Origin of the sequence: Streptomyces chiangmaiensis (assembly GCF_036281785.1) — a bacterium.
Lineage (GTDB): Bacteria > Actinomycetota > Actinomycetes > Streptomycetales > Streptomycetaceae > Streptomyces > Streptomyces chiangmaiensis.
This window is the reverse complement of the sequence record NZ_JAYWVC010000027.1, coordinates 26,925-51,257: the sequence shown is the minus strand read 5'-3', so window position 1 is coordinate 51,257 and position 24,333 is coordinate 26,925. Positions and strand designations below refer to the sequence as shown.

The following is a 24,333-nucleotide window of genomic DNA, read 5'->3' as shown; positions in this document are numbered from 1 at the left end:
TCGGGTCCTGCTCCCCCGCCTCGCACGCGGGCGCCACGTCGTCCGCGCCCGCGGCGACGGACGGCGCGCGGCCGGGCCCGAAGCCCCGTGATCGGCAGCGGAGCCGGCTGTGGGGCACGACCGGCAGGTCCGGATCATGCTGGTCACAAGCTTTTCCGGCGAGTTTTCCACAGGCTGGGGACCTCACCCGCGCAAAGTCCGCCGAGCCAGGCACTATGGGGGCCATGACTGAGAGCAACGGGTCCAGCTCGCCGGTGCACGGCGAGGACATGCCGGACTGGGAGAAGCGCTTCCGGGCGCCACGGGTGTCGCTGCCCGACTGGGCGGAGGACGCACCGCAGCGTTCCCTGTTCGTCTCCAATGCGACGGGGACGTACGAGCTGTACGCGTGGGACCGGATCACGGGCGAGCAGCGCCAGGTCACGGACCGGGCGAACGGAACGACGGACGGCGTGCTCTCGCCGGACGGCGAGTGGATCTGGTGGTTCGACGACACGGACGGGGACGAGTTCGGCATCTGGAGACGCCAGCGGTTCGCGCCCGGCGCCTCCGGTGAGGACTCCGGCGCCGGCGAGAGCTCCAGGGCCCACGTGCCGGCGGCTCCCGGGCTCGAGCCCTCGTACCCGGCCGGGCTGGCGATCGGGCGGGACGGGCGCACCGCGGTCGTGGGCCGTTCGACCGACCAGGACGGGTCGACCATCCACCTCGTACGGGCCGGCCAGGACCCGGCGGAGATCTACCGGCACCGTGAATCGGCCGGGGTGGGCGACCTTTCGCACGACGGCGCGCTGATCGCCATCGAGCACACCGAGCACGGCGACGCGATGCATTCCGCGCTGCGCGTGCTGCGGCAGGACGGTTCGACCCTGGCGGAGCTGGACGACACCAAGGGCGGCACGGTCGAGCTGGGCTTGGAGGTGCTGGGCTTCGCACCGGTCGACGGGGACACGCGCCTGCTGATCGGGCACCAGCGGCGCGGCCGGTGGGAGCCGATGGTGTGGGACGTCGCCTCGGGCGAGGAGACGGACCTGGGCCTGGACCTGCCGGGTGACGTGGCCGCCGAGTGGTATCCCGACGGTTCGGCGCTGCTGATCGTGCACAGTTTCGAGGCGCGCAGCGAGCTGTTCCGCTACGACCCGGCGACGCGGGAGCTGGCGCGGGTGCCGACGCCTCCGGGCACGGTGTCCGGGGCCACGGCCCGTCCCGACGGGACGGTGGAGTACCTGTGGTCGTCGGCGGCGGAGCCGCCGGTGGTGCGCTCGACGTCGGGCAGGGTCGTGCTGGATCCCCCCGGCATGAGGTCGCCGGGGTCGGTGCCGGTGGAGGACGTCTGGGTGAAGGGTCCCGGTGGCCGCGTCCACGCCCTGGTCCAGAAACCCGCAGGGGCGAGCGGGCCGCTGCCGACGGTGTTCGACATCCACGGCGGCCCGACCTGGCACGACAGCGACTCGTTCGCGGCGGGCCCGGCGGCCTGGGTGGACCACGGATACGCGGTGGTGCGGGTCAACTACCGGGGTTCGACGGGATACGGGCGTGATTGGACGGATGCGCTCAAGCACCGGGTCGGGCTGATCGAACTGGAGGACATCGCAGCGGTCCGGGAGTGGGCGGTGTCGTCCGGGCTCGCCGATCCCGAACGGCTCGTCCTGACGGGCGGCTCGTGGGGCGGTTACCTGACGCTGCTCGGGCTCGGCACGCAGCCGGACGCGTGGACCATCGGCATCGCGGCGGTCCCCGTCGCCGACTACGTCACGGCGTACCACGACGAGATGGAGGCGCTGAAGGCGATGGACCGGACGCTGCTCGGGGGCACGCCCGAGGAGGTTCCGGAGCGCTTCGAGGCCTCGTCGCCGCTCACGTATGTCGACGCGGTGAAGGCACCGGTGTACATCTCGGCGGGGGTGAACGACCCGCGGTGCCCGATCCGTCAGGTCGAGAACTACGTGGACCGGCTCGTCGCGCGGGACGCGGTGCACGAGATGTACCGGTACGACGCGGGACACGGCTCGCTGGTGGTCGACGAGCGGATCAAGCAGGTGCGGCTGGAGCTGGACTTCGCGGCGCGGCATCTGGGGACGGCGTAAGGAAAGGCGAGGACGCGACGACCGGGGCACGGGCCCGGGGGTGAGCTGCGCGGTCACGGGGGCCGGTGCATCGGGCCGGCGGCGCACCCGCAGGTGCGAGGCCGGGTCGGACCTACGGGGCATGCGCGTGTGCCCCGTACGCCGGGAGCCGAAGGCCGCTCCCCGGGTGCGGCAGGCAGCTCCCGAGGGCCCCACGGGCGGGTCCGCGGGGGTGGCACCGTACCGTTGAGGGCGTGTACCGGTTTCTGCTGACGCCCCGCTGGTGGGGGATCAACGCCTTCGTGCTGCTGGCCGTCCCCTTCTGCATCTTCATGGGGTCGTGGCAGTTGAGCCGGTTCGATGCCCGGGTCCAGGACCACCGGACGCAGACCGAGCAGGTGGCGGCGGGCATGAAGGCGGCGCCCCGGCCGCTGGCCGAACTGCTGCCCGTGGACAAGAAGACATCCGGGATGCGGGCCACGGCCACCGGGCGGTACGGAAAGCAGTTGCTGGTGCCGGACCGGGAGCTGGACGGCAGGCAGGGCTTCTACGTGCTCGCCATGCTGCGGACCGATTCCGGCGAGGCGCTGCCAGTGGTGCGGGGCTGGCTGCCGGGTCACGCAGACGCCGCGAAGGCGCCGGCCGCACCGTCCGGCGAGGTCACCGTCACAGGGGCCCTGCAGGCGTCGGAGAGCCCCGGGGCGAACGGGGTGGGCACGGGCGGTGGGCTGCCCGCCGGCCAGACCGCCGCGATCAGCGCCGCGTCGCTGGTGAACCTGGTGCCGTACGACGTGTACGACGCCTGGGTCACTCTCGACAAGGCCGACGACGGGATGAAGACGGTACCGGCGACGGCGCCGGCGGGGACCGGGCTGGATCTGAAGGCGTTCCAGAACCTGGGCTACACCGGCGAGTGGTTCGTCTTCGGGGGATTCACGGTGTTCATGTGGTTTCGGCTGCTGCGACGCGAGGCCGAGTACGCGCGGGACGCGGCGCTGGGGCTCGTGACGAACGGAACGGAAGGACCGGACTCCGGGGCGGCCGCCTCCGGGGACGGCGGTTCGGCCGAGGGCCCGGCGGAGGAGGCCTCGGCAGAGGAGTCCGTGACCGACGGGGCCGTGAGCCGGGAAGCCGACGGCGAGAGCAGGGCCCGCGCCGCCAAGGGGTGAGACTCGACCTGGGTCGAGCCCGTCCGTGCGCCGCATGAATGCCCACCCGACGGACGGCCCGGCCACCACGACCGGACTGCATCGCCACGACCGGTCCCCACCGTCACGATCGGTCGGCCGACGCGCCGGTTCAGGAGGTCGGCAGCAGGATTCCCGTGCGGTAGACCGTACCGGCACACGCGTTCGGGATGGTCGCCGTGGAGGTCCCGGAGCCGGTCACCGGGGTGTTGGTGACCGCTACGCTGCCGTCGGCCACGCCGTCCTCCGCCATCAGTTGCGGTGACGTGCCGACGGTGGCCCCGCCGCCGCCCGTGCTTGCGGTGTCCGAGGGGCTCGGGTCCGGGGTCGGATCGCCGGTGCCGCCGCCCGTGGTGGAGCAGGTCTGCGAGGGGACCCAGGCGAACTTGACGTCGTACGCCGTCCCGGGCTTGAGCACCACCGAGGTGACTTCCTGGGTCGGGTCGGGCAAAGCCGTGGCCGCGTCGCCGGTGACGTGGTCGACCACGCTGATCTTGGCCGGGTCGGCGGAACCCTCGGCGGCGGTGGTCACGGTGCCCGCGCCCGAGACGGTGCAGCTCGTGGTGGAGGTGTTGGTGACGCGGAACGTGCCGTAGATCGTGCCGGTGGCGTCCGGGTCAGCCGTGGTGGCGGTCGCGTCGCCCAGCTGCTCCACGGCGCATGCGGGCGCATTCTCCGCGGAGGACGACGGGTCGACGTGACCGGTCGCCCCGCTGCCCACGCCCTTGCCCTTGTCCTCCTCGTTCTTCTGACCGTTCCCGCCCTTGTCCTTCGAGGTGCCCGAGGTCCCGGCGGCGCCACTGGAACCGCCGTCCGGGCCCTTGTCCTGAGAGGTGCCGCCCTGGGCCTGCGAGGCCTGGCCGGCGATGGAGGGGTCGGCGTTGGAGCCGGTGGCGTCCGAGACGTGGGCGAGAGCGGGGATCGCCGTGCCGATGAACAGTGCGGCGGCCGCCATTCCGACCACGGCCTGCCGCTTCCGGGCCCGCCGGGCGGGCACCGCACGCCGAAGATGCGCCAGCGCGCCGTCGCGCGGCTCGATATCGCCCACCGCCTGATGCAGCATCCGGCGCAGCGCCCGTTCGTCCGGACCGAGTCCCTCCGGCGCCGCCTCGGGCCCCTCGGGGCCGGTCCCGGCTCCTGCGCCGTCCGGACCGAGCCGGGCGCTTGCGGAGCCGCGGGCTGCGAGGTCATCGCGGCCAAGGCCGTCGAGCGCCGCCATGAGCCGGTCCCGCCCCGCACCGAAGCCGTCGTCATCCGCACCGTAGTTTTCGGGCTCCGCACCAAGGCGTGCGGCGCCCGTGTCATCCCCGCCGTCGACGCCACCGTGCCCGGACGCGGAGCGATCGCCCGCGGTCACGTCGACAGCGGCGCGGTCCGGTCCGGCCTCGCGCCGGTCCTGGTCCTCGGGGCGGTGGTTCACAGTTCCGTTCCCAGCATGCTGTTCATGGTCGTCGTCATGGGGCTCGGTCCGGTCGGTCGGCTGATGCCACTCATAGGGCTCGTGGCGGTCGTGGGCGTCACACCCCCCGGAGGCGCCGCGCCGCTCGTCGTACTTGCTCATGCCGATGCCCCCATGGCGGTACGGAGCGCGGCTATCCCACGCGAACCGTACGCCTTCACCGACCCGAGCGAGATACCCAGCGTCTCCGCGACCTGGGCTTCGGTCATGTCCGCGAAATAGCGCAGCACCAAGACCTCGCGCTGACGGCGCTGGAGTCCCTTCATCGCCCGGATCAGCGAATCGCGCTCCAGCTGGTCGTATGCGCCCTCCTCGGCGCTCGCCATGTCGGGCATGGGCTTGGACAGCAGCTTGAGCCCGAGGATGCGGCGGCGCAACGCCGAGCGCGAAAGATTCACAACGGTCTGGCGGAGGTACGCGAGCGTCTTCTCCGGGTCGCGGACGCGCATGCGTGCCGAGTGGACCCGAATGAACGCCTCCTGGACGACGTCCTCGCAGGACGCGGTGTCGTCGAGGAGAAGCGCCGCGAGGCCGAGGAGGGAGCGATAGTGGGCGCGGTACGTCTCGGTCAGATGGTCGACCGTGGTGCCGACGACCGTCGTCTCGTCAGCGCCCTCGCGCTGGTTCGGAATGCGGGTGGGCCGCGCTGCGGGCATGGGGGCGATCACCGGCATGCCGCCGGGCGCACCGGGCATGCGGGGGCGGCGGGGCGGACGCAGGGCCGTGCCCCTCGCCCGTACCACGGTGAATTCGAGTACCTCTGCCACGCTTGTTGGACACGTCTCGCCCCGCCAGGGTTGTACGCGAGAGACATCACGTTTGCGTCGGGCGTCCCGCCCGTCTGCGTGTTCTCGCGTCTGCCCCCCAGCGCACCGGACCGTGCGTCAAGTGCCATGCGTACCAGCTCTTCCCCTATGCCCCATGTGTGGTGGTGCTCGGCCCCCGAAGGGCGACCGCAAAGACGCTCCCCGCCCTGTGTGCGGTTGCGGGGGCGGGGAGGGAAATCTTCGAACGCCGGGAGACTTGGATTCAAGTGGTCCGGACCATAGGACCGGACCACGGAACCGACATAGATCCTACAAACGATTCCGCCTTTGACCACGGGGTTTCCGCCCTGCAGACAGGCGTTGCCGCCGTACGCCCGTATCACGTGCGTCACACGGCACCCGCCGAGGGCGTCATTCATCGGGCAAACCACACCAAGAGGCGATGCGAAACGAGGCGTCGGCCACCCGGCTCCGGGGCCCGCCGTAGCCATCGCGAACGGGACGCCGCACCCCGCATCCGAACCCGGCGCGGACGGCGTCCCGAGTCCCCTACGACGCCCCCAGCTCCGTGGCCACCAGTTCCGCGATCTGCGCCGTGTTCAGGGCCGCGCCCTTGCGCAGATTGTCGCCGCACACGAACAGTTCCAGGGCTGTCGGATCGTCCAGGGCGCGGCGCACCCGGCCCACCCAGGTCGGGTCCGTGCCCACCACGTCCGCGGGTGTGGGGAACTCGCCCGCCGCCGGGTTGTCGCAGAGGACCACGCCGGGCGCGGTGTCGAGGATCTCGCGGGCCCGGTCGACCGTGACCTCGCCCTCGAAGCGGGCGTGGACCGTCAACGAGTGGACCGTGACCACCGGCACGCGCACGCAGGTGACGGCCACGCGCAGCTCCGGCAGTCCGAGGATCTTGCGGGACTCGTCGCGGACCTTCATCTCCTCCGAGGACCAGCCGTCCTCGCGCAGCGACCCGGCCCACGGAACCACGTTCAGCGCGACCGGTTCCGGGAAAGGACCCGTGTGGTCGCCCACCGCGCGCCGCAGGTCACCGGGGCTGGTCCCCAGTTCCGTGCCCGCGACCAGCGACAACTGCTGCCGTAGCGTGTCGATGCCCGCACGCCCCGCCCCACTCACGGCCTGGTACGAGGAGACGACCAGCTCGCGCAGCCCGAACTCGGCATGCAGCGCGCCGAGGGCCACGATCATCGAGAGGGTCGTGCAGTTGGGGTTGGCGATGATGCCGCGCGGACGCACCCGGGCGGCATGCGGATTGACCTCGGGCACGACCAGGGGGACCTCGGGGTCCATCCGGAAGGCACCCGAGTTGTCCACCACGACCGCACCCTGGGCCGCGGCGATCGGCGCCCACCGCTCGGCGATCTCGTCCGGCACGTCGAACATCGCCACGTCGACGCCGGACAGTGCCTCCTCACTGAGCGCCACCACCTCGACCTCTTCCCCGCGCACGGCCAGCTTGCGGCCGGCCGAACGCGGCGAGGCGATCAGACGGATCTCACCCCAGATGTCCGCGTGCTGGGACAGGATCTGAAGCATGACCATGCCGACGGCACCGGTCGCTCCCACGACTGCGAGTGTCGGCTTCCCGGTCCGCGCCGTCATCGGCGGTCCGTCCGGCCCGGGCCGGCGCGAAGAGGACCGGCCGACGGCCCGCCGCCGGGAAGACCTGACGGCTCCGTACGTTCCGCGCCCCCGCAGGGGAGGCCGGTCATCGCCCGGTGCCTCCGTAGACGACGGCCTCGTCGCTCTCGGAGTCCAGACCGAACGCGGTGTGCACCGCGCGGACGGCCTCCGCGACGTCGTCCGCGCGCGTGACGACCGAGATGCGGATCTCGGAGGTCGAGATCAGTTCGATGTTCACGCCCGCGTCGCTGAGCGCCTCGAAGAAGGAGGCCGTGACGCCCGGGTTCGTCTTCATGCCCGCGCCGACGAGGGAGATCTTGCCGATCTGGTCGTCATAACGCAGCGAGTCGAAGCCGATCGCGGTCTTGCCCTTCTCCAGGGCGCCGATCGCCTTGCGCCCCTCGGTCTTCGGAAGGGTGAAGGAGATGTCCGTGAGACCGGTCGCCGCCGCGGACACGTTCTGCACGACCATGTCGATGTTGATCTCGGCGTCGGCGATGGCGCGGAAGATCGAGGCGGCCTCGCCCGGCTTGTCCGGCACGCCGACGACCGTGATCTTGGCCTCGGAGGTGTCGTGCGCGACACCGGAGATGATGGCCTGCTCCACCTTCTTGTCCCCTTGCTGAATCGGCTCACTGCTGACCCACGTGCCCTGCAGCCCGCTGAAGGAGGAGCGGACGTGGATCGGGATGTTGTAACGGCGTGCGTACTCCACACAGCGGTGGAGCAGCACCTTGGACCCGGACGCGGCCAGTTCCAGCATGTCCTCGAAGGAGATCCAGTCGATCTTCCGGGCCTTCTTCACCACACGCGGGTCCGCGGTGAACACGCCGTCGACGTCGGTGTAGATCTCGCACACCTCGGCGTCGAGGGCGGCGGCCAGCGCAACCGCGGTTGTGTCGGAACCACCGCGACCCAGGGTCGTGATGTCCTTCTTGTCCTGGCTGACGCCCTGGAAACCGGCAACGATGGCGATGTTGCCCTCGTCCAGCGCGGTACGGATGCGGCCCGGCGTAACGTCGATGATCCGGGCTTTGTTGTGGACCGAGTCGGTGATGACACCTGCCTGGCTGCCGGTGAACGACTGCGCCTTGCGACCCAGGTTCTTGATCGCCATGGCCAGCAGCGCCATGGAGATCCGCTCTCCGGCGGTCAGCAGCATGTCGAGCTCACGCCCGGCAGGCATCGGGGAAACCTGCTCGGCGAGATCGATCAGCTCGTCCGTCGTGTCGCCCATCGCGGAAACCACGACAACCACATCGTTGCCGTTCTTCTTGGCTTCCACAATCCGCTTGGCGACGCGCTTGATGCCCTCGGCATCGGCTACGGAGGAGCCTCCGTACTTCTGCACGACAAGGCCCACGTGCGCTCCTCGCTCAATCCGTCTCTTTCCGCACCTGCGCATTGCCGGTGCGGTCGGCTCAGTCTATCGAGCGGCCGAATTCCCCTTCCGGGATACCGCATGGTGAGATGTCTCGCTCACCCCCGGATCACCCCGGTTCTTCTCCGGACGTACGACGGGCCTGCGGCGGTTTTCACCGCAGATCTGCACCGCGCGACTCCGGCCGCTCCAGCAGCGCATCTGCCCCGGCGTTGGCCCCGTACTCGGAAAGTGCCACGCGTCACACGAGACCCGTCGACCGGCCTTCAAACACGGGGCCGACGCCGTGCACGAAGGTGACGCATCCGCGCCCTGTCGTTGATCCCGCCGGACCGGCGGCGGGAGGATGCCGACCCATGACGGGTGGGTGGGCGCCGGATGTGCTGCTGGCCGGGATCGTGCTGCTCGGCGGCTGTGTGCAGTGGCTCACGGGGATGGGGTTCGCGCTGGTCGCCGTGCCCGGGCTGGTGCTCCTGCTCGGGCCCGCCCAGGGGGTCGCGCTCGCCAACTGCGCCGCCGGGGTCATCAGTGCCGTCGGAATCGCCGACGGGTGGCGCAGGGTGCGGCTCACCGTCATGGTGCCGTTGTGCCTCGCCGCCGTGGTCACCGTGCCGGCCGGGACCTGGCTGGCCCGGCGGCTGCCGGAACCCGCGCTGATGGTCTGCATGGGCGCGCTCGTCACCGTCGCTGTGGTACTGGTGATGCGCGGCCTGCGGGTCGCCGCCCTGCGCGGCGGCCGGGGAGCCGTCGTCGCCGGGGGTCTCGGCGGGTTCATGAACTCCGCCGCCGGGGTCGGAGGGCCGCCGGTCTCCCTCTACGCACTGAACGCCGAGTGGACGGTGCGCGAGTTCGTGCCGAACGCGCAGTTCTACGGCGTCATCGTCAATGCGGTGTCCGTGGCGTCGAACGGCCTGCCCCGCCTCACCGCGCCGGTCTGGGTCCTGGCCGTCGCCGCCCTGGCTGCGGGCGCCCTGGCCGGCCGGGCCCTTACGGGACGCCTACCCGAGAGACGGGCCCGCGCCCTCGTGCTCCTGCTCGCGCTGGCCGGAGGCCTGAGCGCGCTCGGAAAGGGGGTCGCCGGGGTTACTTGACCGGCCGCAGCCCCAGCGGCCCCGCGATCTCCCGGGCCATGACCCTGCCCGCCTCCTCGGCGAGGGTCTCGTCGCCGAGGCCCTGGTCGGTGTCGAGACCGTCGAGCTCCTCCAGCGGCTGGTTCAGCCGCACATGCGCGACCAGGGACTGCAGCGCGCGGAGCGTCGCGGACGCCGTGGAGCCCCAGTTGGAGAAGTACGAGAACTGCCACCACCACAGTGCCTCGGTGGTGCGGCCGGCCCGGTAGTGGGCCATGCCGTGGCGCAGGTCGGTGATGACATCCGCCAGGTCGTCCGAGATACGGGCCGGCACGGGCGCCTTGCGCGGCTCGTAGGGGTCGAAGACCTCCGAGTAGACGTCGACCGGGTCCAGCATGACGGCGAGGCGTTCGCGCAGGTCGTCCGCGTCCGCGTCCGGGCCCGAGTCCGGCTCGTAGCGTTCGTCCGGCACGATGTCCTCGTGCGCGCCGAGGCGACCGCCCGCGAGCAGCAGCTGGGAGACCTCCAGCAGGAGGAACGGAATGGCCGAATCCGGCTCGTCACCCTTGGCGACCTCCGTGACGGCGACCAGGAAACTCTCGATCTGGTCTGCGATCTGCACCGCGAAGTCGTCGGGGTCCATCGTCGTGGAGTGCAGCGTGGCGTCAGACATCTAGGAGTCGTCTCCCCTCGAAGGCGCGGCCGAGGGTGACCTCGTCCGCGTATTCCAGGTCGCCACCCACCGGGAGGCCGCTGGCCAGGCGGGTGACCTTGAGGCCCATGGGTTTGATCATCCGGGCGAGATACGTGGCCGTGGCCTCGCCCTCCAGGTTCGGGTCCGTCGCCAGGATCAGCTCGGTGACCGTGCCGTCGGCCAGCCGCGCGAGCAGTTCCCGGATGCGCAGGTCGTCCGGGCCCACGCCCTCGATCGGGCTGATCGCGCCGCCCAGAACGTGATACCGGCCCCGGAACTCGCGGGTCCGCTCGATCGCGACGACGTCCTTCGGCTCCTCCACCACGCAGATCACCGAGCCGTCGCGGCGCGCGTCACGGCAGATGCCGCACAGCTCCTCCTGCGCGACGTTGCCACAGGTCGCACAGAAGCGGACCTTCGCCTTCACCTCGAGCAGCGCCTGGGCGAGCCGGCGTACGTCCGTCGGCTCGGCCTGCAGGATGTGGAAGGCGATCCGCTGCGCGCTCTTGGGACCGACGCCGGGCAGCCGCCCCAGCTCGTCGATGAGGTCCTGGACCACGCCTTCGTACAACGGACTGCCTTTCCTGGAGAGCGACGGTACGTACCGTAGCCGGGCTCGGTCTCTTGGTACGTACGGTAGTTGGCCCTCGCCTCGCTTAGAAGGGACGGGCCGATGGACTCAGAACGGCAGGCCGGGGATGCCGCCGCCCAGCCCCTGGGCCAGCGGGCCGAGCTTCTGCTGCTGGAGGGTCTGCGCGTTCTCGTTGGCCGCCTGCACGGCCGCGACGATCAGGTCGGCGAGCGTCTCCGTGTCCTCCGGGTCCACCGCCTTGGGATCGATGACCAGGGCACGCAACTCGCCGGCACCGGTGACCGTGGCCTGCACCAGGCCACCGCCCGCCTGACCGTCCACCTCGGTCCGCGCCAGCTCCTCCTGCGCCTTGGCGAGGTCCTGCTGCATCTTCTGGGCCTGCTGAAGCAACTGCTGCATGTTGGGCTGGCCACCACCGGGGATCACGATCAGCTCCTGGTTTCGTACGGTACGGCTGTCAGGGTTTCGTGCCGCTGTCCGGGCGGGGTTTTACCGCCTGGCACGAGCCTACGTGGTCACCGTGACGCTCGCTCCGGTAGTCCTTCCGGACCCCGGCCGGAACCGGGACAGCACCCTTTCGAGTGACTTCGACCGCGGGTCCATACCTGACCAAGGCCCACTTCCGGGCGGAAAAGCAATGAAACCCGGGTCCTCGCCACCCATTGGGCGGTAGGAAGGGTCAGGCGCTTCAGCACCATGCGTCACGCATATGTCGCGGAGCGTGCACAAAAACCGGCGCGTATCGCGAAGTGTGCATCGCGGAACGCGACAGCCGTACGTAGGGAGTGCCGGGTGAGTCAGCCGGAGATGCAGCCGGAGGGTCCGCTCCAGGACGGGCGGGGCGACGGCGCGGCGGGACTGCGGCCGGACGACCTCACCGGGCGGCCGTTCCCGCACGGCGACTGGACACAGCCCGCGCAGCGGCTCGACGAGTTGTACCGGTGGGTGGAGTGCCGGGCGCTGGAGACGGCGACCTGGTATCTCAAGAACCGCGTGTGGAAGCGGCGGGGGGCGCTCTTCTTACGTGCCGGCGCGGCGGCCGGAGCCGTCTGCGGGGCGGCGCTGCCCCTGTTCGATCTGACCGGTGTGGTCGGCGGGGTCGCGCCGTGGGCGTATCTGTCGCTGCTGCTGGGGGTGGCGTGTGTGGCAGGGGACCGGTTCTTCGGGGTGACGTCCGGGTGGATGAGGGACGTGGCGACCGCGCAGGCCGTCCAGCGCCGGCTTCAGGCGCTGCAGTTCGACTGGGCGTCGGAGAGCGTGCGCGAGGTGCTGGGGCCGACGGAGGGGACTGCGGGGGAGGCGGCGGAACGGTGCCTGTCGGTGCTGCGGCGGTTCTCGGAGGACGTGACCGAACTGGTGCGCGCCGAGACGGCGGACTGGATGGTGGAGTTCCGGACGAGATCGGGGCCGCTGGGGATCCAGACGGCGGGGGCGACCGCGCCACGGGCGGAGGGCACGGCGCCGGGGAGGCTCGCGCCGCCGAACGGGGCTCGGCCGAACATGCCCCGGCAGCGGCCGCCGGAACCGAGGTGAGACGGCCGGCGGCAGCCCGGTGGGCGCCGGGTTCAGCCTTCGTCGTCCGCGCACAACGGCAGCACCGCCGGCGCGGAACACGGCAGATGGCCGTGAGCCCGGATCACTGTCCCGCCGACGCCCTGGCCGAGATAGGCGAGGAAGCCGGCGGCGAGGGAACCGGCCGGCGGGCGGCGGTAGGTGTAGGCGTACTCGACCCCGCGGTACGGGTAGCGGCTCCTGCCGAGCTCGATGTCCTCGACCGAGGCCTCGGCACCGTCCAGGGGCACCCGGCGCACGCCCTTGTGGCTGAGAGCGAGGTTGAGCTCGCTGTAGCCGATGGCGCCGGGGAGTTCGGCCACCTTGTCCAGCACCTGTTGCGTGGAGTTGAGTTCGCAGCGCATGACGGGGGCGGATCTGTCGTCCTTGTGGACACAGTCCGGGGATGTGCTGGGGGCGCGCTCCCAACTGCCCAGCACCCGCCGCTGGAAGATCTGCCGGGTGCCGGAGTCGGCGTTGCGGCTGACGAGAACCACGGGCAGATCGGGCAGCCGGGGGTCGAGCTGATTCCAGCGTGCGACCTGTCCGCGGTAGATGCGCCGTACGTCGGCCAAAGACAGCCCGCGCCGCAGATCGATGCCCTCGTTCACGACCAGGGTGAAGGCCAGCACCGCGACCCGGTTCCCGACGAGTTCACGTGACGCGTCGGCCGTGAGGCCGTCGGAGAACGCGATCACGGAGGGCGAGCCCTGGGACGTGGCACCCCGGCTGACGAGTTCACCCACTCCCGCCTCGCTGCCACGCGCGTCCACGGTGATACGTGAGCCCGCGCACTTCTTCTCGAACTCCTTGGCCACTTCCCTTATCACGGGCGCGAAGGCCGTCGATCCGGTGATTCTCAGGGAGCCGCGGGCGCAGTCCATCGGGAGCGGTTTGGGCGGGGCGTCGTCGCGGGCGATGACGATGCCGGCGAGCGTGACGACGCTGACGGTGAGCGTGATGCTGATCAGCCGGGCGGCCCGGCTGAACAAAGGCGGCTTGTCGTCCGGGGTGGCGCTGCGGTTGGGGTGTACCTCGCCGTCCCGGATACCGCCCCTGAGCCGTATCTCGCGGCCCACGTCACCGCCCGACAGCAGCACGAGCAGCTTGAAGTGGTCGCCGCGGTTGAGCGGGACGCGTGGGATGCGCAGCCGGTTGCCCTCGTAACCGAAACCGCGCTCCGGAGTGAAGTGGTCCATGAGGTGGTCGGTGTCGGTCGGCTGCGTGACCGAGACACCACGGATGGTCCGGTCGGTGAACACCGCGGTCAGTCCGTGGCGTTCGGGACCGGTGTAGTCGTCGCGGTCGATGCCCTGCGAGCCGTCGTTCTCGATACGGAGGAGGACGAGTGTCGCGTCCACCATGCCCGGGGTCTCGTCGAAGAGACCCAGACGTCTGTTCGCACGGCCCGAGCGGACGTCGTCACCTATCGGGTTGTCCATCTGGACGCGGTAGCCGATGCGCTTGCGGCGCGGCACCCGGCGTTCGTACCAGACCATGACGCCGGAAGCGGCGATACCGAGGACGGCGGTCCCCACGGCCACGACGTTCTCTGCGCTCAACCACTCCATCGTGGGTCCCCCGCCACTCCCCCGGAGCCGATCGTGGGGTCACGGTACGGCCGTCGGCGGAAACGGGCAGGGGGCGCCCGCCGAAGTTCGTATGACGTTCAACGGACAAGCAGATGACGGGAGTTCAGTCCTCCTTCGTGTACGTCAGCGACTCGCCCGTGCTCGTGTTCAGACGCTTGAGACGGCCGTCCGGAAGGATCGTCAGTTCCGTCGCGGCGCCCGGGGTGCAGGACGAAGCCGGCCTGCCGACCGTGACCGTGGACGGACCGATCTTCAACGGGCCGTTCACGATGGGCTTTTCGGCCAGCTTCGCCTGGAAGACGCAGTGATACGTGCCGCTGCCGACCGGACCGTCCGCGGTCAGGGAGAGCACCGTGTCGCCCACCCCGCCCCGCTGGATGACCAGGCTGCGGGTGCTGTGCCCGTTGGAGTTGTCGATGCCGCCGCTCCAGGTGCCGAGGTAGGCGTCCGGGACGGTGCCGGCGGCGGGCGACGGCGAGGTGGGACTCGCGCTCGCCGGGGTGGAGGGCGCGGGCGTGGTCGGGCCCGGGGTCGTGGGCGCGGCGGAGGTGTGCGACGGCCCTGCGGTGCCACTCGTCCCGATCCCCCCGCCCCGCAGCAGCGCGTACACCGAGCCGCCCGCGCCGAGCGCCACGACCAGGGCGACGACGATCAGCGCGGCGGTGGAGCGGCCGCTTCTGCGCAAGGGTTCCGGCTGTCCCGGATCACCGTAGGGAGACGTCCCGTACGAGGACGGCCCGTACGGCGGGGTCGGGCCGAGGGCCGGGCCGTAGCCCTGGGACGGGGCACCGCCCCAGCCGCCGGCGTGCTGCGGGCGGCCGTACGCCGAGGGCCGGGGGCGCTGCTGCGGATGACCGTAGGCAGGGTGCGCGGCGGGCGCGGGGATGTGATCGGAGCGGACGACCTGGGTGGGCAGCCGGTCGAGCTCGCGGGCCCGGACCGGCGCCGACACGGGCGGGCCGTCGGCACCGTCCACCGGGTCGGCCGCGGAAGAGTGCTCGAGCTGCGCCTCGGAGGCCGGGGCCGGCGGCACCGGCTCGGTGGCGTCCACGGGGTCCTGGGGTGCGCCCTCGGCGGATGTCAGGGGACCCCCGTGTTCGATCGCCCCGGCGCCGCCCGCCTGGTGGCCGCCGGCTTCGGCTCCTGGCAGGTGCACCCGGGCCCCAGCGGCCCCGTCGCCGTCACCCGTGGCGTCCTCCCGCACGGTGGCTCCTTCCGCCGGGGGCGCCGCGGGACCGGAGTGCTCCGGGTTCGCGACGTGCTCCAGATCCGCGACGTGCTCCGGGTTCGCGACCTGCTCCGCGTGACCCTGGGCGCCCCCGGGAGCCGCCGCGTCCGCCGCGGGCGCGGAGCCGGCGGCCCGCGCGCCCTCCTCCGGGTCCTCCGCGTCCAGCAGCCCCACCGCGTGGCGGCCGAGTTGGGCGACCAGGACGCCGGGCAGCCAGGGGTCCCGGCTCCGGCCACCGGAGACCGTGTCCTCGGCGCCGGACCGTTCCAGGATCTCGGCGAGCGTGGGCCGGGCGGCCGGGTCCTTGCGCAGGCAGTCCCGTACGAGATCGGCGAGCCTCTCGGGCATGCCCTCGAGGTCGGGATCCTCCTGCACGATGCGGAACATCAGCGCGTGCGCCCCGCTGTTCGCGGCGCCGAAGGGCAGTGCGCCCGTGGCGGCGTAGACGAGGACGGACCCGAGGCAAAAAACATCGCACGCGGGCGTGATGCGGTCGCCGCGCACCTGCTCGGGCGCCATGAACCCGGGCGATCCGACGAGCGCGCCGGTGCGCGTGAGCCCCGCGCCGGCCAGGGTCTCCAGGGCGCGGGCGATGCCGAAGTCGATGACCCGCGGCCCGTCGATCGTCACCAGGACGTTGGAGGGCTTGAGGTCGCGGTGGATGAGCCCGGCGGCATGGATGTCCTGCAGAGCGTGGGCGAGCCCGGCGGCCAGGATGCGCACGGAGCGCTCCGGCAGGGCGCCGTGGTCGTGCGAGACGACGGTCTGAAGGGTGGGGCCCGCGACATACCCGGTGGCGACCCAGGGGATGTCGGCCTCGGTGTCGGCGTCGAGGACGGGCGCGGTCCAGTCCCCGCCGACCTGTCGCGCCGCCTGCACCTCCCGCCGGAAGCGGGCCCTGAACTCCTCCTGCTCGGCCAGTTCCCGCCGGACGAGTTTCACGGCGACGGTCCGGCCCCGGTCGGACCTGGCCAGGTACACCCTCCCCATACCGCCGGCCCCGAGCCGCGCGAGCAGTCGATAGGCCCCGATCCGTTGCGGATCCCCTGCCCCCAGCTTGTCCATCACCGCGTCACCTGCCCCCTGCCTGTGCGACAGCCAGAGAATAGTGCCGCCCAACACCTGGTCGGCCAGCCCGGTCTCCTTGGTTCCGGGAACGCCCCTCCATGTCGACACACTGTCGCGTTCCCGCCCCGACCGCAGACAGGACGCCGATGTCGCGTCCGCGTCCCGGGCACCTACGCTTCGCCGCATGACCCCTCAGACCGACCCCCGGGCCGGCGCTGCCGTCAAGGCCGCGGACCGTGCGCATGTCTTCCACCCCTGGTCAACGCAGGAGCTCATCGACCCGCTCGCCGTCGCCGGTGCGGAGGGGTCGTACTTCTGGGACCACGACGGCAACCGCTACCTGGACTTCACCAGCGGACTCGTCTTCACCAACATCGGTTACCAGCACCCGAAGGTCGTCGCCGCGATACAGGAGCAGGCCGCCACCCTGACCACGTTCGCCCCTGCCTTCGCCGTGGAGGCCCGGTCGGAGGCCGCGCGGCTGATCGCCGAGCGCACGCCCGGCGACCTCGACAAGATCTTCTTCACCAACGGCGGCGCCGACGCGGTGGAGCACGCCGTGCGCATGGCGCGCATCCACACCGGCCGTCCCAAGGTGCTGTCCGCGTACCGCTCGTACCACGGCGGCACCCAGCAGGCCGTGAACATCACCGGAGACCCGCGCCGCTGGGCCTCCGACGGCGCCGCGGCGGGTGTGGTGCACTTCTGGGCGCCGTTCCTGTACCGCTCACGGTTCTACGCCGAGACCGAGCAGCAGGAGTGCGAGCGGGCCCTGGAGCACCTGGAGACGACCATCGCCTTCGAGGGGCCGGGGACGATCGCCGCCGTCATCCTGGAGACCATCCCCGGGACGGCCGGGATCATGGTCCCGCCGCGCGGCTATCTGGCGGGCGTCCGCGACCTGTGCGACAAGTACGGGATCGTCTTCGTCCTCGACGAGGTGATGGCCGGGTTCGGACGGACCGGTGAATGGTTCGCGGCGGACCTCTTCGAGGTGACCCCCGACCTGATGACCTTCGCCAAGGGCGTGAACTCCGGCTATGTGCCGCTCGGCGGCGTCGCCGTCTCCGGGCGGATCGCGGAGACCTTCGGCAAGAGGCCCTACCCGGGCGGTCTGACGTACTCCGGGCATCCGCTGGCCTGTGCCGCGGCCGTCGCCACGATCGATGTGATGGCCGAGGAGGGCGTCGTCGCCAACGCGGCGGTCATCGGCACCCAGGTCATCGAGCCTGGGCTGCGCGAACTGGCCGAGCGGCACCCCTCGGTGGGCGAGGTGCGCGGCGTGGGCATGTTCTGGGCCCTCGAGTTGGTGAAGAACCGCGAGACCCGGGAGCCGCTCGTGCCCTACAACGCGGCCGGTGAGTCCAACGCGCCGATGGCCGCGTTCGCGGCCGCCGCGAAGGCGCACGGCCTGTGGCCCTTCGTCAACATGAACCGCACGCACGTCGTTCCGCCCTGCACCATCACGGAGGCGGAGGCGAAGGAAGGCCTCGCGGCGCTCGACGCGGCGCTGTCGGTGGCGGACGAGTACACGGAGTGACAGGCCCGCCCGCGCAGCGGGCCACGCCGCACACGACCACACGAGATGCGGCGCTCCGGGAACCCCCACCGCGTAAGGTGACGTGCTCGATGAGGAACACGAGACCGTACGCGGATGGGGGATCCAGACCACGATGCCCGGCAATGGCACCGTTACCCGTAGCACCCTGCGGCAGCAGATCGCGGACGCGCTCCGCGACGAGGTGCTGGCCGGCCGCTTGCAGCCGGGGCAGGAGTTCACGGTGAAGGAGATCGCCGAGCAGTACGGCGTCTCCGCGACCCCCGTCCGCGAGGCCCTGGTCGATCTGTCGGCCCAGGGCCTCCTGGACGCCGTCCAGCACCGCGGCTTCGCGGTCCGCGCGTACTCCCTCGACGACTACCGCGAGATGATCGAGGCCCGGAGCCTCGTCACCGAGGGGATCTTCCACCGCCTCGCCGCCGAGGACGGGACGGCCGTCCTGTCCGACGCCCGCCACATGGCCGCCCTCACGGCGGTACGCCGCCGCGGCGAGGAGGCCCAACGTGCGGCCGCGGCCGGGGACCTGAACGTCCTCGTCGGCTACGACCTGCGCTTCTGGCGCGAGTTGAGCGCCGTGTTCGGCAACCCGTACCTCGCCGACTTCCTGCACCGGCTGCGTGTGCAGTCCTGGGTCTGCGCGGTCCAGCACCTGCGCAAGGTGACCGACCTGAGGGGCCACCTCTGGGCCGGGCACACCGAACTGGTCGACGCGCTCGCCCGCCGCGATCCCGCGGCGGCGCGTGCCCTGGTCGATGCGTACAACGCGCACTCCCTCGCCCTGCTCGAGCGGCTGGCCGCCGGATGAGCGCGCCTCAGGCCACGGACGTCATGGAGGACGTGCCGGTGGTTCCCGTCGACCTGTCCGTCGTCGTCCCCGCCCACAACGAGGAACGGCGGCTCGGCCCCACCCTCGACGCGATCGTCGGCTATCTGGGCGCGAACGAGGGTCGTTTCGGCGAGTGGGAGGTCCTCGTCGTCGACGACGGGTCGACCGACGGCACACGGGACGTCGTCACCGCCGCCTCGGGCCGCGACCGGCGTGTGCGGCTCGTCACCAGCCCCGACAACCACGGCAAGGGTCACGCCCTGCGCCTCGGCGTTCTCGCCTCCCGCGGCCGCCGGGTCCTGGTCACGGACGCCGATCTGGCCACCCCGATCGAGGAGTTGGAGGCGCTCGCCAAGGCGCTGGCCGAGGGGCCTTCGGCGGCGATCGGCTCCCGCTCGGCTCCTGGTGCGACCATAGAGCGGCACCAGAGCCGCATACGCGAACTGCTCGGGCGTGCCGGGAACCTTCTGATACGCCGGATAGCGGTGCCCGGCATACGCGACACGCAGTGCGGCTTCAAGCTCTTCCACGGCGACCGCGCCCGCGAGGCCTTCGCCGCGTCCCGGCTTCACGGCTGGGGCATCGACGTGGAGATACTCCAGCACTTCCGGCGCTCGGGCTGGCCGGTCGCCGAGGTGCCGGTGCGCTGGGCGCACCAGCCGGGCTCCAAGGTCCGCCCGCAGGACTACGCCCGCGTCCTGGCCGAGCTGGCCGCTCTGAAGGTCCGCTCCGTCCGTCCCGCCGACCTCCTTGCGGTCGCCGCTTTCCTGCTGATGGCGGTGGGCCTGTACGCGGGGCGCTGGGCCGACCCGAACCACCGCTACCTCCCGGAATCGCTCCAGGACCAGAACCAGTGGGAATGGTTCTTCGCGGTGACGGCCGACAATGTGGCCCATCTGCGCAATCCCCTCTTCACCACCCTCCAGGGCTATCCCGACGGCGTGAACCTCATGGCCAACACGGTCATGCTGGGCCTGACCGTCCCCCTGGCGCCGGTCACCCTGCTCCTCGGGCCCGCGATCACCCTCGCCCTCGCCATGACGCTGGGGCTGGCCGCCACGGCCGCCGCCTGGTACCGGCTGATCGTGAAACGGGTGGTGGGACACCGGGGCGCGGCCTTCACCGGCGCGGCGCTCGCCGCCTTCGCACCCCCGATGGTCAGCCACGCCAACGCCCACCCGAACTTCACCGTCCTGTTCATGATCCCGTTGATCATCGAGCGCGCGCTGCGGCTGTGCGGGGGCGAACGGGTCGTCCGGGACGGGGTGGTCCTCGGGCTCATGCTGCTGTACCAGATCTTCCTCGGGGAGGAGCCACTGCTGCTCGCGTCCCTCGGCATGGTGCTGTTCGCGGGCGCGTACGCCATCCTCCGCCGGGATGTGACGAAGGCGGCCTGGCGGCCGCTGCTGAAGGGCCTCGCGATCGGCGCGGCGGTGTGCCTCCCCCTGGTTGCGCTCCCCCTGTACTGGCAGTTCTTCGGTCCGCAGAGCTACAAGAGCGTGCTGCACGGGGACCACGCGGGCAACAGTCCGCTCGCCCTGGTCTCCTTCGCCGGGCGCTCGCTGGTGGCGGGCAACGACGAGACGGCGAACGCGCTCTCCCTGAACCCCACCGAGCAGAACGCGTTCTACGGCTGGCCGCTCGTGGCCCTGGCCTTCGCCATCGTGATACGGCTGTGGGAGCACACTCTGGTCAAGGCGCTGGCATTCACGGCGGTGGCGGCCGCGGTCCTCTCACTGGGCCCGCGCTTCCGGATCCCGCTCAGCAACAGCACGGTCCCCGGACCCTGGGCCCTGATCGCGGACAAGCCCCTGTTCGAGTCCGTCATCGAGGGCCGGGTCGCGATGATCTGCGCGCCCGCGCTCGGCATGCTGCTGGCTGTGGCGATCGAGCGGCTGGCGCGCACCCCGAACATCGGCAACCAGTTCATCGGCTTCACCGCGGTCGCGGCGGCCCTCATCCCGATCGTCCCGGCCCCGCTGAAGTCGGTCGAACGCGCCCAGGTGCCGGCCTTCATCGCGGACGGGACGTGGACGTCGTACATCGGCAAGGACGAGACGCTCGTACCGATCCCGCTGCCCGACTCGGGCAACGCGGAGGCGCTGCACTGGCAGACCGCGGCGGGCCTGAAGTTCAAGCTGCCCGGCGGTTACTTCAACGGCCCCTACGGCAGTGAGCGCATCGGCATCTACACCGCGTCGCCCCGCTACACCTCCAGCATGCTGCGGGACATCAGCTTCACCGGCGTGGCCCCCGTGATCGGCAAGAACTGGCAGGCGCAGGCCCGCGCCGACTTCGCCTACTGGAAGGCCGGGGTGCTGGTGCTGCCCCCGCAGCAGTACCAGGACCAGCTGCGTCAGGCCGTGGACAAGCTGGTGGGGCGGCCGGGTACGTGGGTCGGCGGAGTATGGGTATGGGACCTGCACGATTGAGGCGATCCGCCCCGACGCCCATTACTCTGCCTGCACCACACCGATAACCGGAGGAGCTGACTGTTGGCCTGTGACCTGTGGCTGGTCCCGCTCGTCGACGTGTTGTGCCACACACCCGACAATCCGTTCGCGGAAGAACTCGCCCTCTACGACAAGGTGCTGGGCGAGGCAGGACTGCCGCCGGTGCCGGTGTACCAGTACATGCCGGGGCTGACCGGTGAGGTGGCTCCGGTCGCGGGCTTCGACTACGACGCGCTGCATTTCCTGCGCCGCGCGTACCTGCTCCAGGTGTGCGGCCTCGCCGTGACGCCGGTCGACGAACTGGGCGGCGACTACGAGCAACTGCTGGAGATGTTCGATTCGACGGCCCAGCAGTCCCATCTGGTGTGGCACTACGACCACGCCGGCGCGTACGTCCCGGTGGACTTCCCGAAGCCGCTGTCGAGCGATGAACTTCTGACGGGCGGCGGCCCGTTGGGCTCGTCGCATGCGCTGCTGCGGGAGCTGAAGCTGGTGGCCCCGTCCATCGGCATCGACCCGGCGAACCCGCCCGCCGCGCCCGAACCCCCCGTCGCCCCCACAGCGCTGGAGGAGCCGGCGCTGCCCGCCCCGTACGACCCGAGCCCCTTCGCGCGTGAACGGCATGTGTGGCTGGGCCTGCACACGGCCGTCACCCGGAGCCTCGCCCAGGGCTCGATGATCGTCTTCAGCTGAGGCCGGCACGGCGGCCGCACACGCGAACGCATCCCGGCCGACCGTGCCCCATGACCACCACAAGGGGTGAATCGGACACAGGGGACGCATAACACCACAACCGCCCGGGCATGCCCCGCGCATGCGTCCCCTCGTCATCGTCTCCGCCCTGGCCGCGGCTCTTCGACCGCGCCGCCCGGGTACAAGGCGGCCGACCCCCGGGTTCGGCGGCACGCGTACTCCTTCGACGCGCACGCCCCCACGGCCGTCCACGCCGTCGGCCACCGACCCGACGGCAGTCCGTACCGCGCGGTCCGCCCCGGCGGCCGGTCCGGCAGCCGGGAGTGGGCGCGGACGTTCGACGGGGTCAGTGAGCCCACGACGGGGTACCGGCCGGGCCGAACGGCGGATGCGCTCGTTCCCCGCGGCCGTCGCCGCGCTCGTCTCCTGTGGTCTGTTCCTCACCGCCTGCGCGACGACGGTGAGCACACCGGTCCGGCTATCCCCCCACGACACGGTCAAGGCGGCCACCCGGAGACTCACCGACGACTGTCTCACCCGCCGGGGCCTCGCCCCGCCCCGGCCCGGCGGTCCCATCCGGTCGGCCGCCGAGCGGCAGCGGGTCGCCGCCGCTCTGTTCGGTGCGGGACAGGCGGAGCTGTCCCTCCGCCTGTCCACGGGCTATGTGGTGCGCGCCCACACCGATGGCTGTCTGGCGGCGGCCCAACGGCGGCTGTACGGCGACCAGGTCCGGTGGTTCCGCAGCTCGGTGGTCGTGCAGAACCTCCGTCCGGAGGCCGCCCAGTCCCACCGCTCGCTCGCCGAGGTCCGCGCCCGGCACCGTGCCGAGATCGCCGAGTGGCGGCGGCTGCGGGCCCACGCCCTCACGGAGGCCACCTCCCTTCTCACCGTCCACCGATGACACCGATGACACCGATGACACCGACCGCGAACGACCGGGGCGGCGCCTGCCACACCTGGACGATGAGCTGCCGACCGCCCTCACGGCGAGGCTCGTGCACCGGGGCCTCGGCCTGATGGCCGGTCGACGCCGGTGAGAAATCCGCGGACTACAGGAACGGGTTGATCTCGATCGTCTCGTCGCGGCCCGGGCCCACGCCGATCGCCGAGACCGGGGCGCCGGACATCTCCTCAAGGGCCTTGACGTACCCCTGGGCGTTCTTCGGCAGATCCGCGAAGGTCTTGGCCTTCGTGATGTCCTCCTGCCAGCCCGGGAGGTACTCGTAGACCGGCTTCGCGTGGTGGAAGTCCGTCTGGGAGTACGGGAGTTCCTCGACGCGCTTGCCGTCGATCTCGTACGCGACACAGACCGGGATCTGCTCCCAGCCGGTGAGCACGTCGAGCTTGGTGAGGAAGAAGTCGGTCAGGCCGTTCACACGGGTCGCGTAACGGGCGATCACCGCGTCGAACCAGCCGCAGCGGCGGTCGCGGCCGGTGGTGACACCGCGCTCACCGCCGATGCGGCGCAGGGCCTCGCCGTCCTCGTCGAACAGCTCGGTCGGGAAGGGGCCCGAGCCGACACGGGTCGTGTACGCCTTCAGGATGCCGATGACACGGCTGATCTTCGTCGGGCCGACGCCGGAGCCCGTGCACGCGCCGCCCGCGGTCGGGTTCGACGAGGTCACGAACGGGTAGGTCCCGTGGTCGATGTCCAGGAGGGTGCCCTGACCGCCCTCGAACAGGACGACCTTGTTGTCGTCGAGCGCCCGGTTGAGGACCAGGACCGTGTCGGCGACGTACGGCTTGATCTTCTCGGCGTAGCCCAGCAGTTCCTCGACCACCTGGTCGACGGCGATCGCACGCCGGTTGTACAGCTTGGTGAGGATCTGGTTCTTGACGTCGAGGGCCGCCTCCACCTTCTGGGTGAGGATCGACTCGTCGTACAGGTCCTGGACCCGGATGCCGACGCGGTTGATCTTGTCGGCATAGGTCGGGCCGATGCCCCGACCCGTCGTGCCGATCTTGCGCTTCCCCAGGAAGCGCTCCGTCACCTTGTCGACGGTGACGTTGTACGGCGTGATGACATGCGCGTTACCGCTGATCAGCAGCTTGGACGTGTCAACGCCTCGCTCGTTCAGACCACTCAGCTCGGAGAGCAGGACCGACGGGTCGACGACGACGCCGTTGCCGATGACGGGCGTACATCCGGGCGACAGGATTCCGGAAGGGAGAAGGTGGAGCGCGTACTTCTGGTCACCCACGACCACCGTGTGGCCGGCGTTGTTGCCGCCCTGATAGCGCACTACATAGTCCACCGAGCCACCGAGCAGGTCGGTGGCCTTTCCCTTGCCCTCGTCACCCCACTGAGCACCGAGCAGCACAAGTGCGGGCACGCGCGTACACCCCTTCCGGGCGGGGCATGTCCAGGGTCAGGGGCGTACGCGGAGGGTCCACCGCCGCGTGCACCGCGACCGTCATCGGCCGCAACCGTCGGACCGGGTGCCCCGGAATAGACGAAGCCCCTGGCGCAATAGCGCAAGGGGCTCTTGCACAAAGATGCTACCCGAGGAAGC

19 protein-coding genes are annotated in these 24,333 nt (G+C 71.2%); 9 read left to right on the top strand and 10 right to left on the bottom strand.

Annotation, left to right across the window (positions count from 1 at the left end; genetic code table 11):
• Positions 1-224 precede the first annotated feature (224 nt).
• Together VXC91_RS11890 and VXC91_RS11885 are read left to right on the top strand one after the other, a co-directional pair.
• Positions 225-2,084, top strand: a complete 1,860-nt coding sequence (locus VXC91_RS11890) for a S9 family peptidase (RefSeq protein WP_329507093.1) — start codon at positions 225-227, stop codon at positions 2,082-2,084.
• A gap of 233 nt (positions 2,085-2,317) precedes the next feature.
• Positions 2,318-3,232, top strand: coding sequence for an SURF1 family protein (locus tag VXC91_RS11885; RefSeq protein WP_329507092.1), 915 nt, complete (start codon positions 2,318-2,320; stop codon positions 3,230-3,232).
• Between the two features lie 130 nt (positions 3,233-3,362).
• On the opposite strand, the gene VXC91_RS11880 is transcribed toward VXC91_RS11885, so the two are convergent.
• The 4 genes from VXC91_RS11880 to VXC91_RS11865 all read right to left on the bottom strand — a co-directional run bounded on the left by VXC91_RS11880 (position 3,363) and on the right by VXC91_RS11865 (position 8,477).
• Positions 3,363-4,811, bottom strand: a complete 1,449-nt coding sequence (locus VXC91_RS11880; RefSeq protein WP_329507091.1) for a hypothetical protein — start codon at positions 4,809-4,811, stop codon at positions 3,363-3,365.
• Positions 4,808-5,476, bottom strand: a complete 669-nt coding sequence (locus tag VXC91_RS11875) for a SigE family RNA polymerase sigma factor (RefSeq protein ID WP_408057370.1) — start codon at positions 5,474-5,476, stop codon at positions 4,808-4,810. Before VXC91_RS11875 ends, VXC91_RS11880 begins: the two co-directional genes overlap by 4 nt.
• A gap of 549 nt (positions 5,477-6,025) precedes the next feature.
• A complete protein-coding gene (locus VXC91_RS11870) occupies positions 6,026-7,093 on the bottom strand; it encodes an aspartate-semialdehyde dehydrogenase (RefSeq protein ID WP_329507090.1) in 1,068 nt (355 codons plus the stop codon).
• A 106-nt stretch (positions 7,094-7,199) separates the two neighbouring features.
• Positions 7,200-8,477 carry an aspartate kinase gene (locus VXC91_RS11865; RefSeq protein ID WP_329507089.1) on the bottom strand — a complete coding sequence of 426 codons (1,278 nt, stop codon included), beginning with the start codon at positions 8,475-8,477 and terminating at the stop codon, positions 7,200-7,202.
• 374 nt (positions 8,478-8,851) lie between these two features.
• Here VXC91_RS11865 and VXC91_RS11860 point away from each other — a divergent pair, with 374 nt between their 5' ends.
• Complete coding sequence (locus tag VXC91_RS11860; RefSeq protein ID WP_329507088.1) at positions 8,852-9,586, top strand: sulfite exporter TauE/SafE family protein; 735 nt, start codon at positions 8,852-8,854, stop codon at positions 9,584-9,586.
• Here VXC91_RS11860 and VXC91_RS11855 read toward each other — a convergent pair.
• The 3 genes from VXC91_RS11855 to VXC91_RS11845 all read right to left on the bottom strand — a co-directional run bounded on the left by VXC91_RS11855 (position 9,579) and on the right by VXC91_RS11845 (position 11,277).
• Entirely contained in the window at positions 9,579-10,238 is a 660-nt protein-coding gene (locus tag VXC91_RS11855; RefSeq protein WP_329507087.1) for a DUF5063 domain-containing protein, read from the bottom strand. The two genes, VXC91_RS11860 and VXC91_RS11855, sit on opposite strands and share 8 nt — an antisense overlap.
• Entirely contained in the window at positions 10,231-10,830 is a 600-nt protein-coding gene (gene recR / locus VXC91_RS11850) for a recombination mediator RecR (RefSeq protein WP_329507086.1), read from the bottom strand. The genes VXC91_RS11855 and recR overlap by 8 nt, the downstream gene beginning before the upstream one ends.
• A gap of 108 nt (positions 10,831-10,938) precedes the next feature.
• A complete protein-coding gene (locus VXC91_RS11845; RefSeq protein ID WP_329507085.1) occupies positions 10,939-11,277 on the bottom strand; it encodes a YbaB/EbfC family nucleoid-associated protein in 339 nt (112 codons plus the stop codon).
• A gap of 366 nt (positions 11,278-11,643) precedes the next feature.
• Between VXC91_RS11845 and VXC91_RS11840 the strand changes: the two genes are divergently transcribed.
• Positions 11,644-12,384: an SLATT domain-containing protein gene (locus VXC91_RS11840; RefSeq protein WP_329507084.1), complete on the top strand. Its 741-nt coding sequence runs from the start codon at positions 11,644-11,646 to the stop codon at positions 12,382-12,384.
• A gap of 32 nt (positions 12,385-12,416) precedes the next feature.
• Here VXC91_RS11840 and VXC91_RS11835 read toward each other — a convergent pair whose 3' ends face one another.
• Positions 12,417-13,973, bottom strand: a complete 1,557-nt coding sequence (locus tag VXC91_RS11835) for a PstS family phosphate ABC transporter substrate-binding protein (protein ID WP_329507083.1) — start codon at positions 13,971-13,973, stop codon at positions 12,417-12,419.
• A 124-nt stretch (positions 13,974-14,097) separates the two neighbouring features.
• Complete coding sequence (locus VXC91_RS11830) at positions 14,098-16,287, bottom strand: serine/threonine-protein kinase (protein ID WP_329507082.1); 2,190 nt, start codon at positions 16,285-16,287, stop codon at positions 14,098-14,100.
• Positions 16,288-16,474: 187 nt separating this feature from the next.
• On the opposite strand from VXC91_RS11830, the gene VXC91_RS11825 reads away from it, so the two are divergent.
• From VXC91_RS11825 to VXC91_RS11805, 5 genes are all read left to right on the top strand, one after another.
• Entirely contained in the window at positions 16,475-17,830 is a 1,356-nt protein-coding gene (locus VXC91_RS11825) for an aspartate aminotransferase family protein (protein ID WP_329507081.1), read from the top strand.
• Between the two features lie 133 nt (positions 17,831-17,963).
• Positions 17,964-18,653, top strand: a complete 690-nt coding sequence (locus VXC91_RS11820) for a GntR family transcriptional regulator (protein ID WP_329507104.1) — start codon at positions 17,964-17,966, stop codon at positions 18,651-18,653.
• Positions 18,650-21,106 (top strand): dolichyl-phosphate beta-glucosyltransferase, encoded by a 2,457-nt coding sequence (locus VXC91_RS11815; protein ID WP_329507080.1) that lies wholly within the window; start codon positions 18,650-18,652, stop codon positions 21,104-21,106. The genes VXC91_RS11820 and VXC91_RS11815 overlap by 4 nt, the downstream gene beginning before the upstream one ends.
• Before the next feature lie 63 nt (positions 21,107-21,169).
• Positions 21,170-21,820, top strand: coding sequence for a hypothetical protein (locus VXC91_RS11810; protein ID WP_329507079.1), 651 nt, complete (start codon positions 21,170-21,172; stop codon positions 21,818-21,820).
• 349 nt (positions 21,821-22,169) lie between these two features.
• Positions 22,170-22,721, top strand: a complete 552-nt coding sequence (locus VXC91_RS11805; RefSeq protein WP_329507078.1) for a hypothetical protein — start codon at positions 22,170-22,172, stop codon at positions 22,719-22,721.
• A 148-nt stretch (positions 22,722-22,869) separates the two neighbouring features.
• Here the strand turns inward: VXC91_RS11805 and VXC91_RS11800 are convergent, their stop codons facing one another.
• A complete protein-coding gene (locus VXC91_RS11800) occupies positions 22,870-24,153 on the bottom strand; it encodes an adenylosuccinate synthase (RefSeq protein WP_329507077.1) in 1,284 nt (427 codons plus the stop codon).
• Positions 24,154-24,333 lie beyond the last annotated feature (180 nt).

What these genes read in the sequence shown, in the direction of transcription:
- VXC91_RS11880 (WP_329507091.1), bottom strand. Translation starts at nt 4,811, where the DNA reads ATGAGCAAGTACGACGAGCGGCGCGGCGCCTCCGGGGGGTGTGACGCC.
- VXC91_RS11815 (WP_329507080.1), top strand. Translation starts at nt 18,650, where the DNA reads ATGAGCGCGCCTCAGGCCACGGACGTCATGGAGGACGTGCCGGTGGTT.
- VXC91_RS11825 (WP_329507081.1), top strand. Translation starts at nt 16,475, where the DNA reads ATGACCCCTCAGACCGACCCCCGGGCCGGCGCTGCCGTCAAGGCCGCG.
- VXC91_RS11835 (WP_329507083.1), bottom strand. Translation starts at nt 13,973, where the DNA reads ATGGAGTGGTTGAGCGCAGAGAACGTCGTGGCCGTGGGGACCGCCGTC.
- VXC91_RS11860 (WP_329507088.1), top strand. Translation starts at nt 8,852, where the DNA reads ATGACGGGTGGGTGGGCGCCGGATGTGCTGCTGGCCGGGATCGTGCTG.
- VXC91_RS11830 (WP_329507082.1), bottom strand. Translation starts at nt 16,287, where the DNA reads ATGGACAAGCTGGGGGCAGGGGATCCGCAACGGATCGGGGCCTATCGA.
- VXC91_RS11855 (WP_329507087.1), bottom strand. Translation starts at nt 10,238, where the DNA reads ATGTCTGACGCCACGCTGCACTCCACGACGATGGACCCCGACGACTTC.
- VXC91_RS11890 (WP_329507093.1), top strand. Translation starts at nt 225, where the DNA reads ATGACTGAGAGCAACGGGTCCAGCTCGCCGGTGCACGGCGAGGACATG.
- VXC91_RS11820 (WP_329507104.1), top strand. Translation starts at nt 17,964, where the DNA reads ATGCCCGGCAATGGCACCGTTACCCGTAGCACCCTGCGGCAGCAGATC.
- VXC91_RS11870 (WP_329507090.1), bottom strand. Translation starts at nt 7,093, where the DNA reads ATGACGGCGCGGACCGGGAAGCCGACACTCGCAGTCGTGGGAGCGACC.